This is a genomic window from Lysinibacillus sp. DFXJR4, assembly GCF_057196045.1.
In genome coordinates, this window is the sequence record NZ_JBXUNW010000018.1 from 82,692 (window position 1) to 98,766 (window position 16,075).

Sequence of the window (16,075 nt, forward strand, 5' to 3'; positions counted from 1 at the left end):
TACTTTAATAAACTGATTTATCAAAATCCCGTATTTTCTAATGAATACGGGATTTTGATTATGATGGCAAGGATTAGTTGCAAACCGCATGAAAAATTCCTTATCAATTATGCCGAGGCATTATTGATAAGGATTCGACTTTGCCCTTAGACCTTCGTGATGCAGGTCAGTTAGCCGTTATCGCATGAATGCAATGATTATAGGCTAGTATCCTTTATTAACTCCTTTTCGATTCCGTGACATCCACAGGTGGCTTTGGGTCAACAGATGCTTTTTGTGCGATAGCGTAGTGCTAACGCAGCGACAGCTGTTGCTTTAATATGAGGAAATGCCTAAAAGAAATATTGCACTTGCATAACGAAAGGCTTGTAAATGTACAATGTATGTTTCTTGTAACATCATTTGCTAGCTTCTAAATTTTCAGCTATAGGTGAATGCGTTGTAAATTAATAAAATAGTAAGGTAATTAACAGGGGATTTTAAGGTTAAAGTGCTAGACTACTAACAATACTTAATCAATGTCATAGGGAAAAGGGGAAACATTATGAATTTTTTCGATTTACTTGTAATCAGCATAAACTCCATTCTCCTGGGGAGGTTCCTATTTTTTAGTAAATCTAGGGATAGATTGAATATTATCTTATTAATTTGTGCTGGGATGATAACTGGACTTCACATGCTTATAGAGGGCTATAGATGGCAAATACTACCTGCATATTTACTGCTCTTACTGCCATGCATTCAATTTCTCTTTTTTTGGAAAAATAACATCTCTACATCTTGGCTAACACGAGTAGTAAAGGGATTCTTCTATATCCTTTGGTTATATGTAGTATTTGAATTACCTATCATTGCCCCAATGTTTTCGTTTCCAGAGCCGACAGGACCATATAAAATCGGAACAACCAGCCTCCATCTTGTTGATGAAAAAAGGCTTGAAGAATACACAAAGGAACCGGATGATCATAGGGAATTAATGATTCAAATTTGGTATCCTGCTGAAGTTAACAAGAATGAGTTAACAGCTCCTTATACTACTCATTCGAAAGAGCTAGCGGCTGGTCTACAAACAGCTTTACCTTTACCACAGTTTGCTCTACAGCATTTGAATAAAATTCAAACACATTCCTATCAAGATGCGCAATTAGTCAAGAATGAATCTGGTTGGCCAGTATTACTGTTTTCACATGGGATGAATTTATATCGATATCAAAATACCTTTCAAGTAGAAGAATTAGTGAGCCATGGCTATATCGTTGTCGGGATAGATCATACATATGATGCTGCAGCTACTGTATTTCCTGATGGACGCACAGTTCTAAATTCACCTCAATTAGATGACGGTATCCCTGCTCTCGATAAACATATAGCAGTATGGACAGATGATGTAACCTTCGTACTAGACCAGCTTGAAAAGTTTAACCAAACAAAGAACGAAGAATTATATCATTCTATGGATATGAAGAAAATCGGCATGTTTGGTCACTCTTATGGTGGAGCTACTGCTATGCAAATGTTGCTGCATGATGATCGAGTAAAAGCTAGTATTAATATGGATGGAGGTTTATTTGGAGACGATGCACCAAAGCAAGGGGTAGACAAACCTTTTTTAATGATGAATGCCGATGAAATGGAGAAATATATGACGGAGGCAAAGAATTCAGAGAAAAATGATCTAGCAACAACCCTCTTTAAAGAGTTTGATAGACGTCAAACGCTTGCTTTAAAGGGTGGAGGCTATTCATTGACCATTCCAAACACAAACCATGCCAGCTTTACGGATACTTCTTTATTCTCAAAACTTTTACAATCAAAAGGAGAAGATGCGCAAGATGTTCATCAAATCATTAATGAGGTTAGTCTTGAATTCTTCAATCAATACGTGAAAGATGATGCAGCAGCTTCGATGAAAAAAATAGCTGATCGTTATCCAAAAATTCAATTGACTAAAAATAAATAATCAAGAATCAAACAATCGTATTTCTTAACATGTAAAGTGATTCAGAAGTTCTTGTTCAAAATGAAGGATAAGGATTTGATAGACTTTGTAAGACAAAAGAATTTTAATAAACCCGAACTATTCCGTGAAACTCTAATTTAGTGTTTCGTATAGTTCGGGTTTTCTGTTTATTTTGCATTATTTATTAAAACCTGCAACAATAGGCAGTTATGCTCCAGCATAATTGAACTAATATTTTGGAGATATAAATTATACTGTTTTTTTTATCAATCTACCAACGGCTTTCCACATTCATATCTATAGCTATGAATGATTAAGCTCTTGTCGGATACAACTTGGCTTTCTAATAGGAGAAAGTGTCACAAAGTATGTCATCCAATCGTTAAATAGAGTGAGAGGAGGGATTACATGAAAGCTAGAAATAAGGATTATGAAAAAATGGTAGAACTATACGAGTTGTATGAACAAAAAATTTATTATGTAGCTTATTCCATTTTAAATAATATTCAGCAAGCTGAAGATATAGTTCAAGAGACGTTTATTACTCTCTATCAGAATCTAGAGAAAATCTACAGCTTAAACACTGAAGAGCTCAAACGTTACATATTGAGAATTGCGAAAAACAAATCAATTGATGGCTATCGGAAAAATAAACGACATGTAATGTTTTTAGATGAATATCAAAGAGAGTCGCCAGAAGTAGCAGATGAAAATATTGATGAGTGGGAGCAGCGTTCAATATGTGAGGTACAAATTGATACATTGCTAACAGAGTTAAATGACTCTTACAAACAGATTTTTAAGTACAAAGTCTTCTATAACTTAACTTATCAGGAAATTTCAAAGATAATGGGGATCACTGAAGTCAATGCCCGCAAGCAATTTGAACGAGCTCGAAAACGAGTCCAGAATATGATAGGAGGTATAGAAAATGACGAATTCAAAGAACTCCAAAAATATGTATGACATTGCTGAGAAAATCGCTTTAGACGATTTTGATCATCAAAATGAACAACATAAATTTTCAGATACCTACATGCACAAAAAGAAATTGTTTATGGAGGAAATTAAGTTGAAAAATAAACAGTCACTGCGAAAACGTAAAAAGAATCGCATTTTAATCGCCGCTGCCTGCTTAATGTTTGGTATACCAACAACTGCTTTTGGTGCAGTAAAAGTCTACGATATGATTGTTCAAAAACAAAATTACGAAGTAAATGTCTCAGTGTCAGATCATACCTCAAAAAAGAAGGACAGTTGGTATAAACTAAAAGTAAATTATTTACCGGAAAATATGGTAGAAAACAAAAATGCTCCTATGAAATATTCATTTAAAGATAACTACGAAATGGGCGGGTTTTCATTCTATCTTTGGAGAGTTGGTAAAAATACCAATTTCCACACTCTGTACTCACAAAGCTATGAAGAAAAAGAGATAAATGGTAAGAAAGCAGTGATTGTCAAAAAAGATACCGGAAACAAAAGTTTAGTATTTGATAGAAAGGTCTATCTTTTATTTGAAGAAGAGGGGATTATGATAGACGCTGAAATTGGCAATGATGTAAGTGAAGAACTTATGATAAAGGTCATGGAGAACATTTCACTTGAGCCCACGTCAAAAGAAATGGCATCATTTATAGCAGATTTCGATAATCCTCTTTATAGTGAAGAGGATGAACCAATCGAATTTAGCGTTATTCCTTTGAAAAAAGACAGCACACAACTATTTAGTGTAGGAGAAAAGGTTCCAGTAACCATAGATCAAATAAGTAGATTAGACAATCTTGAATTTGTTATCGAAAAAGTTGAAATCTTTGATTCAATCACAGATTTTAAACAAAATAACTTTAATGGAGTTGGCCTAAGAAGCTTAAGTAGGTATAAAGCTTTAGATCAGAAAAAGATATTGTTACCGTATAGACGGGATATATATAAAGTAGGTAATGGTAAAGATTCAATTTATGAATTAGTAGAGTCAAAATTAGTGGCTCCTAAATTTGTCTACCTAACTACAACAGTGAAAAACATTGGTAAAGAGGCAACAGAAGAAATCTATATGCGTCCAACTATACAAGTGCTTAAAAATAAAAATAATGCATGGCACTATGCTGGAGAAGATGGAATTGACGAAAAAAGTATTATGACGGGTGAGGTTGATTATCTAGCACCTCATGGAAAGGGAAAAGCTTTTTACAATATAGGAAATATCCAACCCGGACAAACAATTAACATGAACTTAGGTTATTTTGTAGACGAGGATAAGCTAGATTCTATCTTCCTTGATGTTTTCGGAGATTACAGTAGTTTTAATGGATCTGAAAACATGAATGCAAAAGATCGTTGGTGGATTGATATTCGTAAATAGGAAAAATGATAGAAATAAGCAGTCTATTATGTGCAGTTTTTCTGAAGGAAATTTTTAAACAAAAGTAAGAGGAATTCATTTTGAACAAATGTTCAAATGGATTCTTTTTTAATTTAAGAAGTTTCTTATATCAATGGTATAAAAGTTTTGTTTCGTTCCATATTAATTATGTTGCTCTTCTGATATATGAGAGAAGAATTAGTAAAAGTAATACACTTGTCTAATATTTCTTCTACTATTTGATGGGTGATGAGATTTATATCTAAAAAATTCATCTAATAAAGTGAAATTATTGGAAAGTGTAAATTAGCAGCTATTATTAAAAGCGCGAGTGGAATTACATGTTGAAGCAACGAAAGATGTTCGTAAAGTAACAGAATGTGTTGATGCTATTATTTTCAGTGTTTCCACTCGGTTACAGAGAAAAAATTTACTATAGATAGGGGAGCAAAAGATGGATATCTTCCTAGCGATTTTACCAGCTCTTTTTTGGGGAAGTATTGTGCTCTTTAATGTCAAGCTTGGTGGTGGTCCCTATAGTCAAGTGCTTGGAACAACAATTGGAGCACTTCTCTTCTCTATAGGCGTTTATTTTGTTGTTAAACCTGTGTTGACACCTGTAGTTTTGGGTGTCGGAATTGTATCAGGCCTTTTTTGGGCATTAGGGCAAGCAAATCAATTAAAAAGCATCGATTTAATGGGCGTTTCTAAAACAATGCCCATTTCAACAGGTCTACAATTGGTCGCAACAACATTATTTGGAGTCATTGTCTTTCATGAATGGTCGACTACAATATCCGTAATCTTAGGTATCCTTGCATTGATCAGTATTTTGATTGGTATCGTTCTCACATCGCTGCCAAATCCAGCGGAAAAAAAAGAAGAGCAAGGAAAAAATTTAAGAAAAGGAATTTTAATTTTACTCGTTTCTACTTTTGGTTATTTAGTCTATGTGGTGGTTATCCGCTTATTTGATGTAAATGGATGGTCCGCTCTATTACCGCAAGCAATCGGAATGGTCATAGGTGGTATTTTATTAACATTTAAACACAAACCATTCAATAAATATGCGATTCGTAATATTATTCCAGGTTTAGTTTGGGCTGCAGGGAATATGTTTTTATTTATCTCTCAGCCACGTGTAGGAGTTGCCACAAGTTTTTCCCTTTCCCAAATGGGGATCGTGATTTCAACTTTAGGCGGAATTTTTATTATAGGTGAGAAAAAAACCAAACGACAACTTATAGCAATTTTCATTGGGATTATCTTTATAGTCGCTGCTGGAATTATGCTAGGGATGGCGAAAGCATAAGGAGGAAGATTTTATATGTATCCAGATTTAGAAGGAAAAGTTATTGTTATTACAGGTGCTTCAACAGGATTAGGAAAAGCAATGGCATTACGCTTTGGCGAGGAGAAAGCAAAGGTTATCGTTAATTTTCGTTCAAATGAGAAAGAGGCAAATGCGGTTGTTGAAGAAGTGAAAAAAGCAGGTGGGGAAGCCATTGCCGTAGAAGGAGATGTGTCAGTTGAAGGGGATGTCATCAACCTCGTCCAGACTGCTGTAAATAAGTTTGGAACCCTCGATGTGATGATTAATAATGCTGGTATAGAAAATCCTGTACCCTCACATGAAATGCCACTCGATGATTGGAATAAAGTAATTAATACGAATTTAACAGGGGCATTTTTAGGAAGTAGAGAAGCGATTAAATACTTCGTGGAGAATAATATTAAAGGTTCTGTTATCAATATGTCCAGTGTTCATGAGCAAATTCCTTGGCCTTTGTTCGTGCATTATGCGGCTAGTAAAGGGGGCATAAAATTAATGACTGAAACTTTAGCGTTAGAATATGCTCCAAAAGGAATTCGTGTCAATAACATCGGACCTGGAGCGATCAACACGCCTATAAATGCTGAAAAATTTGCAGATCCAGCAAAACGGGCAGATGTAGAAAGCATGGTTCCGATGGGGTATATCGGAAAACCAGAAGAAATTGCTGCAGTAGCAGTATGGCTTGCTTCATCACAAGCTAGTTATGTAACAGGGATTACCCTATTTGCTGATGGTGGAATGACATTATACCCTTCTTTCCAAGCAGGTCGTGGGTAAGTAAATATCTACAACGACAAGATAATTAGTTTCCTTATCAGAGCAGTATATCATTAATAACACAAATAAAAATTGGCATTGGAATTTAACCTCTCCAATGCCTTTTTTTAATCTATAAGAAAAAACCGCCCATTACGAACGAAGAATTAGTAGATGGGGAATTGGCCTTTCAGTAAACAAGTTGCAAAGACTTTAATGCGTATGGCTCATAGTGGCGTACAGTTGATGAACTGGTTTAGTATTGCTAGTGAATTACAACGTGATTAGCGAAACGACATTGCAGGCTTCGGCGCATTATTTGCAAGCCAACTTCCTGGCTATCAAAACGTTACGGCAAGCTATGAAGGTGCTCAAAAAGATTTTAATAAGCAGTAAAAATAACATAAAGGAATTAAAAAAACGCGGATTTCATTTTAACTCCGCGTCTTAGTAAGGTTAATCTGCTGGTCTTGGGCCTCTAGCGCCCTGTGTATTTTCAGAAGTTAAAATGGGCCGAACGGTAATGTCTCCTATGACACGGATTTGACAAGATAGTCGTAAGCAGTCCTCAAATAAATTCTCATCAATATTTTTAATAGCAAAGGCGGTTTTTTCTATTTTCGAAATATCCTTATATTCCCCAGCTAAAACCTCTACTCTACAAGTAGTACATTTTGCTTTTCCACCACATAGATGAAATATTTCTATACCATTATCTTCAAGTGCTAAAACTAATTTTTTTCCTTCCTCTACTTCAAATGTTTTTCCTCCAAATACGTTGATAAGTGGCATCTAATAATACTCCCTTCATAAATTTCCTAATGGATGGGGGTAACGAAGTTAGTGTTATTATCAGTTTGTATTGTTCCGGCTATTCTCATACAGAAAAATCATTCATTGTCTAAAAGCTTAAAGATTTTACCTAGCGAGGACTGTTTGGTGGGTATCCAAAGGGTGGATAGCCAAATGGCGGATAACCATAAGATGGGTAGCCATAGGGAGGGGACCCAAATGGGGGATAGCCATCAAAACCAAACCCTGGGAAAAACATTCTTTCTATTGGATTGCTAGGGGCATGGAGCTAGGACCTGGTTTTCCGCAATCAGCCTACTTAGTAAGGGGATCACGCACCCGTTTATTGGCATTCGCTTTTAATTCCGTTTCATCTGCCACCCATGTTTCATTCGCAATAAATCCTTCATGGTGAATGAAAAGAAGACAATGTTAAAAAAACTTCTCCCAAAACGCCACACCCTGTAGACGTTGCGAAAGAAACTTTGAAATTGTTGAGTGATCTGGAATTTTTTCTGTAGGAGAAATGCCTAAAAACCAGCGATACATTGCGTGTTGCTTCACTTGCTTACATGTAAAGCGAACTGAACGAAAGCCTTCTAAATACTGAATCAATAAGATTTTCATCAACATGATCGGATCTTTTGTTGGACGGCCAATGCTGTATGGATAGAAAACTTCCAACTGTTTCGATACAAAATTTCACTAAAGATGCGAAGGGGCGTACATTATCTCATAGAACTTTCAATTCTCTTCAATCTCTCTTCTGGAGTATGTAACGTACATAAAAAATCCACTCACTTCACTTATTTCATTAATGAGAGGATTTTATCGGAATGTTCACATTTTGTCTATAGACGATTTTGTTTTTCAACACAATGAGCGCTATGCTACACATTACATGAGCATGGCTCTTCATTTTAATAAGTCTTTTTTATTGTGCAGAAACAAGTAGAAACTTGACAGGTTTTTTTTGGTAGTTGTACCAGTAATGCGTTTTTCGGGCATCGAACATTTTGGATTCGTTTTCTTGTAAAACAAATTTTTGTTCCTCAATAATAACTGTCAGTTCACCTTCTACAACATAGATAAATTCATGACCGTCATGGGAAAGAGCGTTCCCTTCATTTTCTCCAGCTTTTAATGTCACAAGCATGGGGAGATAGGAAGCATCTATATGCCCATCTGATAAGTCTAAATAATGGAATTGGGAACGTATTTCATTTAAATCTTCATTGTTAGTAGGGAAAAAAATACTTGGATTTACACCTAAAGCATCTGAAATTTTCTTCAAGGATTCTAATGTAACATTAGATTTTCCTCTTTCCACCTGCGATAAGAAGCTAATAGAAACTCCTGTTTGAGAGGCAAGCATTTTTAATGTATATTGTCTTTCTTTGCGTATTCTTTTCAATGTCTCCCCTAGAAAATCTGATGTCATGATATCAAACCCCTTTATTGATTATACTTTATTCTATACACGTTTTAATAGAAAGTCATAATAAAAAAATAACCCCCATTATTGACAGAGAATTCGGGTAATTGTAAAGTAATAACAAGAAGAAATTGAAGTGCCACTTCAATTTTGAACAAAGGGGGAAAATAGATGGATGGAAAACAAATGAGAAAGATTTGGATTGCTAGTTTGGTAGGGAGTTCCATTGAATGGTTTGATTACTTTTTGTATGGCACAGTTGCCGCACTCGTTTTTAACCAAGTGTTTTTTGTCAATGATGATCCGACAGTAGGTTTGTTACTTGCTTACGCATCCTTTGCTTTATCATTCTTTATTAGACCGTTTGGTGGAGTCATTTTCAGCCATATTGGAGATAAGATTGGCCGTAAAAAAACACTCGTATTAACGCTGAGTTTGATGGGGATTGCTACCTTTGGAATGGGATTACTTCCTACATATCAAGCTATTGGCATCTGGGCTCCCATATTGTTGATTACTTTACGATTAGTACAAGGTTTAGGTATTGGTGGAGAATGGGGAGGAGCTCTTTTACTTGCTGTCGAATATGCACCAAAGGAAAAGAGAGGATTATATGGGGCTATACCGCAAATGGGTGTAACGATTGGTATGGTGTTAGGAACTGTTGCATTGTCTATAATGACATTACTTCCTGAAGGGGCCTTTATGTCATGGGGATGGCGTATACCATTTTTAATAAGTGCATTTTTAGTTTTATTTGGTTTATGGATTCGTAAAGGGATTGATGAGACGCCCTCATTTAAAAAGGTGCAAGAATCAGGAGAAATTCCTAAACTACCTATTTTAGAAACTTTAAAAAACTATTGGCGTGAAGTATTAATTGCCATTGGAGCTAAGGTTGTTGAAACAGCACCTTTCTATATTTTTGGAACATTTGTTGTATCCTATGCAACATCAAATTTAGGTTTTTCAAGAACTGTCACTCTAAATGCCGTCATGATTGCCACAATTATTACGACCATTTTAATTCCTATAATGGGGAGCTTGTCTGATAAATATGGTCGCAAAAAGTTATATATTATAGGAACTGTTGGTATGATACTCTTTGCATTTCCTTATTTCTGGATGTTACAGCAACAATCCGCGATATTACTTGTAGTAGCTACGATCATCGGTCTAGGCATTATTTGGTCGCCAATTACGGCCGTACTAGGGACAATGTTTTCAGAAATTTTTGATGCAAAAATTCGTTACACAGGGATTACACTTGGTTACCAAATTGGTGCAGCTGTAGCAGGAGGAACGGCTCCTTTAGTAGTAACCGCTTTATTAGTTCAATTTGATAATTCCTATGTACCGATTGCGTTATATATTATTTTTACAGCAATCGTTTCATTAATCGCCATTTGGGCTGTTAAAGATCGTAGTCAAGAGAATTTAGACAGTGAAATTCATAAAGTCTCGAAATTAAGTGAAACGAAAAAAATCCCAATTGGGACTATGAAGTCGTGATGACAGATGATTTAATGGAGGATATTGATGATGTTAATAGTAAACGAAGAACAGATTATGAAAAGCTACAATATGAAAAATGCGATAGAGGATGTTAGGAAAGTATTAAAAGCAAAAGAAGAAAATAAGATAGTCGATGTGCATCGTACTGTCATAGATTTTCCAGACCATGATGCATCTGCACTCTATATGCCAAGTGCAGATTTAGTGAGTGAAGTTGCTGCTGTAAAAGTGGTGACCATTTTCCCTAAAAATTCTCCAAAAGGAATGCAAACAACACAAGGAGTACTGTTACTTACAGATGCAGAGAATGGTTCACATGTGGCAATGATGAATGCCTCTTATCTAACTAGACTTAGAACTGGGGCTTTAAGTGGGATTGCTACCGATTATTTATCAAAAAAAGATGCGACAATTCTAACAGTAATTGGTACAGGTGGGATGGCTTTTGAGCAAGTACTAGGCGTACTAGCTGTAAGAAGTATCACAAAAATTCTACTCGTTAATAAAACAACCTCTAAAGCACACCGTTTTGGTGATAAATTAAAAGAATATGGGGTGAAAATCCCTTTTGAAGTCATAGATGAAGTGTCTGAGGCAGTCAAGCAAGCAGATATTATTTGCTGTGCTACAAGATCAACTAGTGCCGTTTTAGATGGAGAATATTTAAAGCCAGGAACTCATATTAATGGTATAGGTTCTTATTTACCAACTATGCGAGAAATTGATGAAACCACTATTTTGAAGGCAAATAAAATCGTAGTAGATGATAATAATGGCGTAAAAAATGAAGCTGGTGAATTTATTCATGCAGCCAAAAAAGGGATCTGGTCATTCGACGAGATATATTGTGAACTTGGTAAACTAGTCACAAAGACTAAGAATGGTAGAGAGGACGAACAGGAGATCACCATTTTTAAATCGGTAGGTGCAGCTTACTATGATTTAGCAGTCGCAAAAGGAGTATATCAAAAGGCAAAGGAACTAGGAATTGGTATAGAAATTGATGTATAATACTAATAACAAAACGATCATTAGCAGATGGAATACAGGCCTGTTTTATCTACAAAGGAGACAGGTTCAAATAGGAGGAATTGAAAATGGTTGCCAAAACACTGCTATTACGACAATGGACAAGCTGCTTAGATGAAGAAGACTGGTTCCCACCACTTGAAAAAGTGCTAGAGGATATTACTTTAGAACAGGCCATTTGGAAGCCATCTGAGGGGGCAACGAATTCCATTTGGGAAATAGTTTGTCATCTACTTTTCTATAAAAAGAGATTTCTCATGAGAATTCTTGGTGATATAGCAAATGAACCACAGGCAGAAAATAATGACGCTACGTTTCAATTACCGACTGTGACATGGCAAAATTGGGAGGAAACCAAACAGGAATATTTGTATGTCCATCGGGAACTAGAAAAAATACTGGCAAAACCAGAATATGAAGAATTGTACAAAGAACTCCCTGAGGAACGATCATTAGTGATTGAACTGAAGAGCTTAGTAATGCATGACGCCTATCATATTGGGCAAATTGTATTCCTAAGTAAAATGCAAGGAGCTTGGCCAAAGAAGCGTAGCTTTTAAAGAATCTTATATAAAAAATGGGAACATCCAAATCGGTTGTTCCCATTTTTTATAGCTAAAAACAATAATATGTAACCTAGCCTCATTAATCTTTAGTGGTGACACAATAAATGTGAGACAGTTTTTTCTTAAGATACATATAGGAAATTTCAGAAAAATTTACAAAAATTAACATTTTATAAAGATAGATATTTATAGCGATAAAATAATAAAATATTATTTTTTCGCCTATCCACCTTGTGTGGAGACAAGATAAATTTGTTCCACAGCAACAATAATGATGGCTTAGAGAAGTATTCTTTACTGAAAATTTATTAAAAAGAAGTGTTTGGGACACTCTTTTTTATCTATCTTCCCACTGGAGGATATGATTTTCACTCAGCATTTCTGATTTTTTTAAAGGACAGATTACTCATTTGTTAATATATAATTCTCTGTTAAATCAACAAAGGCTTTTAAAGCAGGGGACATCCATTTATTTTTATGCCAAAATAATTGTATTTTGGTAGTAAAATCTGGTCCTCCCCAGTTTACTTTTCGAATACTACCTTCTGTTATTTCCCTTTTTACAGAGATCTCCGGTAGTATGGCGATTCCCAAACCCGCTATTACACATTTCTTTATTGCCTCAACATCAGCTAACTCCAATTTACTTCGTGGCTTTGCACCTACCTGAATCAAAGAATTTTCGAAAGCACAACGGTAGTCACATTCTACTGTTAACAATAATCTTTGGTTATCTAAATCAATTGGTTTTACCTCTTGTTTCTCACTAAGTGGGTTGGTTGGACAACAAACAATAGCCATTGGTTCTTCTTTTAATTCTTTCACTATTAAATGTGAAGATGTTACAGGATTCATAGATAGTAACGCGACATCAATTTGACCTTCCATTAATAAATTTAAAAAATCCTTTTCAGATATTCCAGGGCGAAAGATCAGTTCAACCTTAGGATACTTTGTTTGGAAGTCATTTAAGATATTAGGTAGTCGGTAAGTACATTGTGTTTCTGAGGCGCATATTCTCAAGATACCACTTGGTTCATTAATTCCACCAACCACATCTAAGGCTTCTTCTGTTAATCCTAAAATTTTGTCTGCATAGTCCTGAAGAAATACCCCAGCTTCTGTTAAAATGACTCTTTTTCCAAGTCTTTCGAAGAGAGGCGTTCCCAGTTCTTCTTCTAAAGCTATTATATTCGCAGTGATACTAGATTGGGCATACCCAAGAATTTGAGCTGTTTTTGTGAAATTTAATAATTTTGATGCTGTTTGAAACATAATTAATTGTTTAATTTCCAATTTCCAACCCCCTAAATCGGCTCAGCCGATTGATGTAATCAAAAAATCTCTATAGATTGATTATAACATTTTTTATATGATTTATGCAGGCGCCCGAAAGACAAATAATTTGAAATATTCAGAGGGGGAAGGGCTTTGATTGAAAACATAATAAATACAGTAAATAATTTCTTGTGGACATATATTTTAGTGGTAATGCTAATAGGCTTGGGGATTTACTTTACTGTGAAAATGAAATTTATGCAAATACTCTATTTAAAAGAGATTGTTCGTTCCATTTTTGAAAAAGCACCTAAAGCAAAAGATGGAAGTAATGAAATTTCCTCAATGCAGGCTTTTTTCATAGGGGCAGCAACAAGAATTGGCACTGGGAATATGGCAGGGGTAGCCATCGCCATAACAGTCGGTGGGCCGGGTGCAATTTTTTGGATGTGGTTTGCAGCTGTGTTAGGTGGTGCATCTGCATTTGTAGAAAGTACATTAGCTCAAATTTATAAAGTTAAAACTGATGAGGGCTTTAAAGGAGGGCCAGGCTATTATATTCAAAAGCAATCCGGACTTAAATGGCCAAGTGTGATTTTTGCATTTATGATTATTCTTAGTTTTGGACTAATCTTTAATGCCGTACAAACGAATACAATTACAAGTGCTTTTCATTACTCTTTTGGTTTAAGTCCCGCTTTAATGGGCGTATTTATAACAATCCTTACTGCTTTGATTATATTTGGTGGTGTGAAGAGAATTGCTAATTTTACGCAAATTATTGTACCTATCATGTCGATATTTTATATCAGTCTAGCACTTTATATTATTGGTACCAATATTTCTGACGTTCCTGCCGCTTTTGTAAATATCTTCAAAAGTGCCTTTGGCTTAGAACAAATTGCTGGTGGTGGAATTGGGGTAGCCATTATGAACGGGGTAAAGCGAGGTCTATTTTCGAATGAAGCAGGTATGGGAAGTGCTCCAAATGCAGCTGCAACCGCTAATGTTTCTCACCCTGTTAAACAAGGATTTGTTCAATTGTTAGGTGTATTTTTTGATACTTTAATTGTTTGTAGCTGTACAGCATTTATTATCATGCTTTCAAATGTTGAGACAACAGGTGAACTATCTGGTATTGAAATTACACAAGCAGCTATGACACAACATTTTGGCTCATGGGCAAGTATTTTTCTAGCTTTTGCAATATTTACTTTTGCCTTTAGTTCCATTGTAGGTGGATATTACTATGGTGAAGCAAATCTCAGCTTTATACATAATAGTTCATTAGCATTGTTAATTTATCGAATTGCGGTGTTAATCATGATTATGTTTGGTGCTTTAGCCCATCTTCAAATTGTTTGGAATTTAGCTGACTTATCCATGGCCATTATGGCTGTTATAAATCTGATCGCTATTGCGTTTTTGGGTAAATTTTCATTTGCTGCTTTAAATGATTATATGCAGCAACGCAAATTAGGAATAAATCCTATATTTTATGCTTCTAGCATCCAAGGATTGAAAGGCATTGAGTGCTGGGAATCAGACAAACAATCTTCTATATCAACAAAACATAAAGAAGGAGAGAAAAATAATGAACTTTGAATATTATTGCAATACAAAAATGATAATGGGTGCTGGTAAATCAAAAGAAATAAGCAATATTTTAACGGATATCATTGAACCACATTCAAAAATTATGATTGTCAGCGATCAAGGAGTAATTAAGGCAGGATTAATCGCTCCAATTGAAAAACATCTTACAGAATCAGGGTATAGCGTTATCATATTTGATCAAGTGTCTCAAAATCCACGAGATAATGAATGTTTAATTGGCGCAGAGATATTTAGAAAAGAACAAGTAGAATGCTTGATTGCTGTTGGGGGAGGAAGTCCTATGGATACAGCAAAAGCGATTTCATTACTAGGACCAAATGGAGGAACACCTGAAGACTATGTCGAAGGAAAGAAAGCGTATACAAATGTTGCACCAGTGATTTGTATCCCAACAACAGCTGGAACAGGTTCAGAAGTTACTCGTTCATCAGTAATTACTCTAGCTTCATCGCATAAAAAAATCACTTTAAAGCATGCATTACTTAGACCAACAGTTGCAATATTAGATCCTGTCCTTACGACTACAGTTCCAAAGGGTATAACAGCTGCAACAGGAGTCGATGCGTTGGTACATGCCATTGAAGGCTTTACATGTAAAGTAACTAATCCAATTTCCCAAGCTATGGGAGCAAGTGCAATGGCAACCATTGTAGAATACCTTCCTAAAGCATACGATAATGGAGAAGATTTAGATGCGAGATACAAGATGCAGGAAGGCAGTTTACTGGCTGGTTTGTGCTTTGGATCAGCTGATGTTGCAGCAGTACATTGTTTGGCGGAAGCTTTAGGAAGTCTTTATGACACTCCACACGGTATCGCTAATGCTGTATTTTTACCATATGTTATTCAATTCAATTCTTCTGAAAATAAACCGTTGCATGCCAGATTAGCGAGAATCATGAATTTCGCAGAAAAGAACGATACCGATGAGGAAGCCATCAATAAATTAGTCAATCATTTATATGACTTTACAAAAAGACTTGGAATTCCAACTTTAAAAGAATTATCTTATGTGAAAGAGGCAGATTTCGATAAGATGGCAGAACTAGCTGAACAAAACAACTCTACTCCAAGTAATGTACGTACTATTACGAAGGATGACTACTTAGAAATCTTAAAAGCAGCCTTTTAGAGGAAATATGAGCACATTTTCTTAAGGGTTAGATAAATTAATCACTTGCCACTAAATAAATACAAAAGAAGAGGAGAACAATGTGACTATGAATAACTTTACTAATAGAAAGTACAAACACGAACCATTCACAGATTTTTCACAAGAGGGAAACTAAAATGCTTATGTAGAGGCTTTAAATAAAGTTGAAGGCTACTTAGGCCAAGACTATCCACTAATTATCGGTGGCGAACGCATTACAACAGAAGATAAAATCGTTTCATATAACCCTGCAAAGAAAACAGAAGTGATTGG

General features: G+C 35.5%; 13 protein-coding genes and 3 pseudogenes. 12 read left to right on the top strand and 4 right to left on the bottom strand.

All coding sequences use genetic code 11. The features are described from left to right. Positions 1-628: 628 nt before the first annotated feature. The 6 genes and pseudogenes from AC2CGN_RS22250 to AC2CGN_RS22275 all read left to right on the top strand — a co-directional run. Positions 629-1,960 (top strand): alpha/beta hydrolase family protein, encoded by a 1,332-nt coding sequence (locus AC2CGN_RS22250; RefSeq protein WP_484516295.1) that lies wholly within the window; start codon positions 629-631, stop codon positions 1,958-1,960. A gap of 408 nt (positions 1,961-2,368) precedes the next feature. Continuing rightward, entirely contained in the window at positions 2,369-2,926 is a 558-nt protein-coding gene (locus AC2CGN_RS22255; protein WP_484516297.1) for an RNA polymerase sigma factor, read from the top strand. Beyond that, positions 2,892-4,325 (top strand): anti-sigma factor, encoded by a 1,434-nt coding sequence (locus AC2CGN_RS22260; RefSeq protein WP_484516299.1) that lies wholly within the window; start codon positions 2,892-2,894, stop codon positions 4,323-4,325. Before AC2CGN_RS22255 ends, AC2CGN_RS22260 begins: the two co-directional genes overlap by 35 nt. Before the next feature lie 454 nt (positions 4,326-4,779). Continuing rightward, positions 4,780-5,637, top strand: a complete 858-nt coding sequence (locus AC2CGN_RS22265) for a RhaT/GlcU family sugar-proton symporter (RefSeq protein WP_429981821.1) — start codon at positions 4,780-4,782, stop codon at positions 5,635-5,637. 15 nt (positions 5,638-5,652) lie between these two features. Then, a complete protein-coding gene (gdh, locus tag AC2CGN_RS22270; protein WP_429981822.1) occupies positions 5,653-6,438 on the top strand; it encodes a glucose 1-dehydrogenase in 786 nt (261 codons plus the stop codon). A gap of 168 nt (positions 6,439-6,606) precedes the next feature. Next, a pseudogene (locus tag AC2CGN_RS22275) lies at positions 6,607-6,813 on the top strand (isochorismate family cysteine hydrolase YcaC); the annotation flags it as partial. Between the two features lie 60 nt (positions 6,814-6,873). Here AC2CGN_RS22275 and AC2CGN_RS22280 read toward each other — a convergent pair. The 3 genes and pseudogenes from AC2CGN_RS22280 to AC2CGN_RS22290 form a co-directional block, all read right to left on the bottom strand. Beyond that, on the bottom strand, positions 6,874-7,209 hold the full coding sequence (locus AC2CGN_RS22280; protein ID WP_286923496.1) for a 2Fe-2S iron-sulfur cluster-binding protein: 336 nt from the start codon (positions 7,207-7,209) through the stop codon (positions 6,874-6,876). Positions 7,210-7,641: 432 nt separating this feature from the next. Further along, a pseudogene (locus AC2CGN_RS22285) lies at positions 7,642-7,896 on the bottom strand (transposase); the annotation flags it as partial. Positions 7,897-8,143: 247 nt separating this feature from the next. Beyond that, positions 8,144-8,650, bottom strand: coding sequence for a helix-turn-helix domain-containing protein (locus tag AC2CGN_RS22290; protein WP_484516301.1), 507 nt, complete (start codon positions 8,648-8,650; stop codon positions 8,144-8,146). 165 nt (positions 8,651-8,815) lie between these two features. Here AC2CGN_RS22290 and AC2CGN_RS22295 point away from each other — a divergent pair, with 165 nt between their 5' ends. From AC2CGN_RS22295 to AC2CGN_RS22305, 3 genes are all read left to right on the top strand, one after another. Further along, positions 8,816-10,156, top strand: a complete 1,341-nt coding sequence (locus AC2CGN_RS22295) for an MFS transporter (protein ID WP_484516303.1) — start codon at positions 8,816-8,818, stop codon at positions 10,154-10,156. A gap of 30 nt (positions 10,157-10,186) precedes the next feature. Continuing rightward, positions 10,187-11,170, top strand: a complete 984-nt coding sequence (locus tag AC2CGN_RS22300; RefSeq protein WP_484516312.1) for an ornithine cyclodeaminase family protein — start codon at positions 10,187-10,189, stop codon at positions 11,168-11,170. An 86-nt stretch (positions 11,171-11,256) separates the two neighbouring features. Further along, positions 11,257-11,748: a DinB family protein gene (locus tag AC2CGN_RS22305; RefSeq protein WP_429981826.1), complete on the top strand. Its 492-nt coding sequence runs from the start codon at positions 11,257-11,259 to the stop codon at positions 11,746-11,748. Between the two features lie 408 nt (positions 11,749-12,156). On the opposite strand, the gene AC2CGN_RS22310 is transcribed toward AC2CGN_RS22305, so the two are convergent. Further along, positions 12,157-13,050: a LysR family transcriptional regulator gene (locus tag AC2CGN_RS22310; RefSeq protein ID WP_484516305.1), complete on the bottom strand. Its 894-nt coding sequence runs from the start codon at positions 13,048-13,050 to the stop codon at positions 12,157-12,159. 135 nt (positions 13,051-13,185) lie between these two features. Here AC2CGN_RS22310 and AC2CGN_RS22315 point away from each other — a divergent pair, with 135 nt between their 5' ends. The 3 genes and pseudogenes from AC2CGN_RS22315 to AC2CGN_RS22325 form a co-directional block, all read left to right on the top strand. Beyond that, positions 13,186-14,637 (top strand): alanine/glycine:cation symporter family protein, encoded by a 1,452-nt coding sequence (locus AC2CGN_RS22315; protein WP_484516307.1) that lies wholly within the window; start codon positions 13,186-13,188, stop codon positions 14,635-14,637. Further along, positions 14,624-15,781 (top strand): iron-containing alcohol dehydrogenase, encoded by a 1,158-nt coding sequence (locus AC2CGN_RS22320; protein ID WP_484516314.1) that lies wholly within the window; start codon positions 14,624-14,626, stop codon positions 15,779-15,781. The genes AC2CGN_RS22315 and AC2CGN_RS22320 overlap by 14 nt, the downstream gene beginning before the upstream one ends. A gap of 88 nt (positions 15,782-15,869) precedes the next feature. Next, positions 15,870-16,075, top strand: a pseudogene (locus tag AC2CGN_RS22325) (hypothetical protein); the annotation flags it as partial.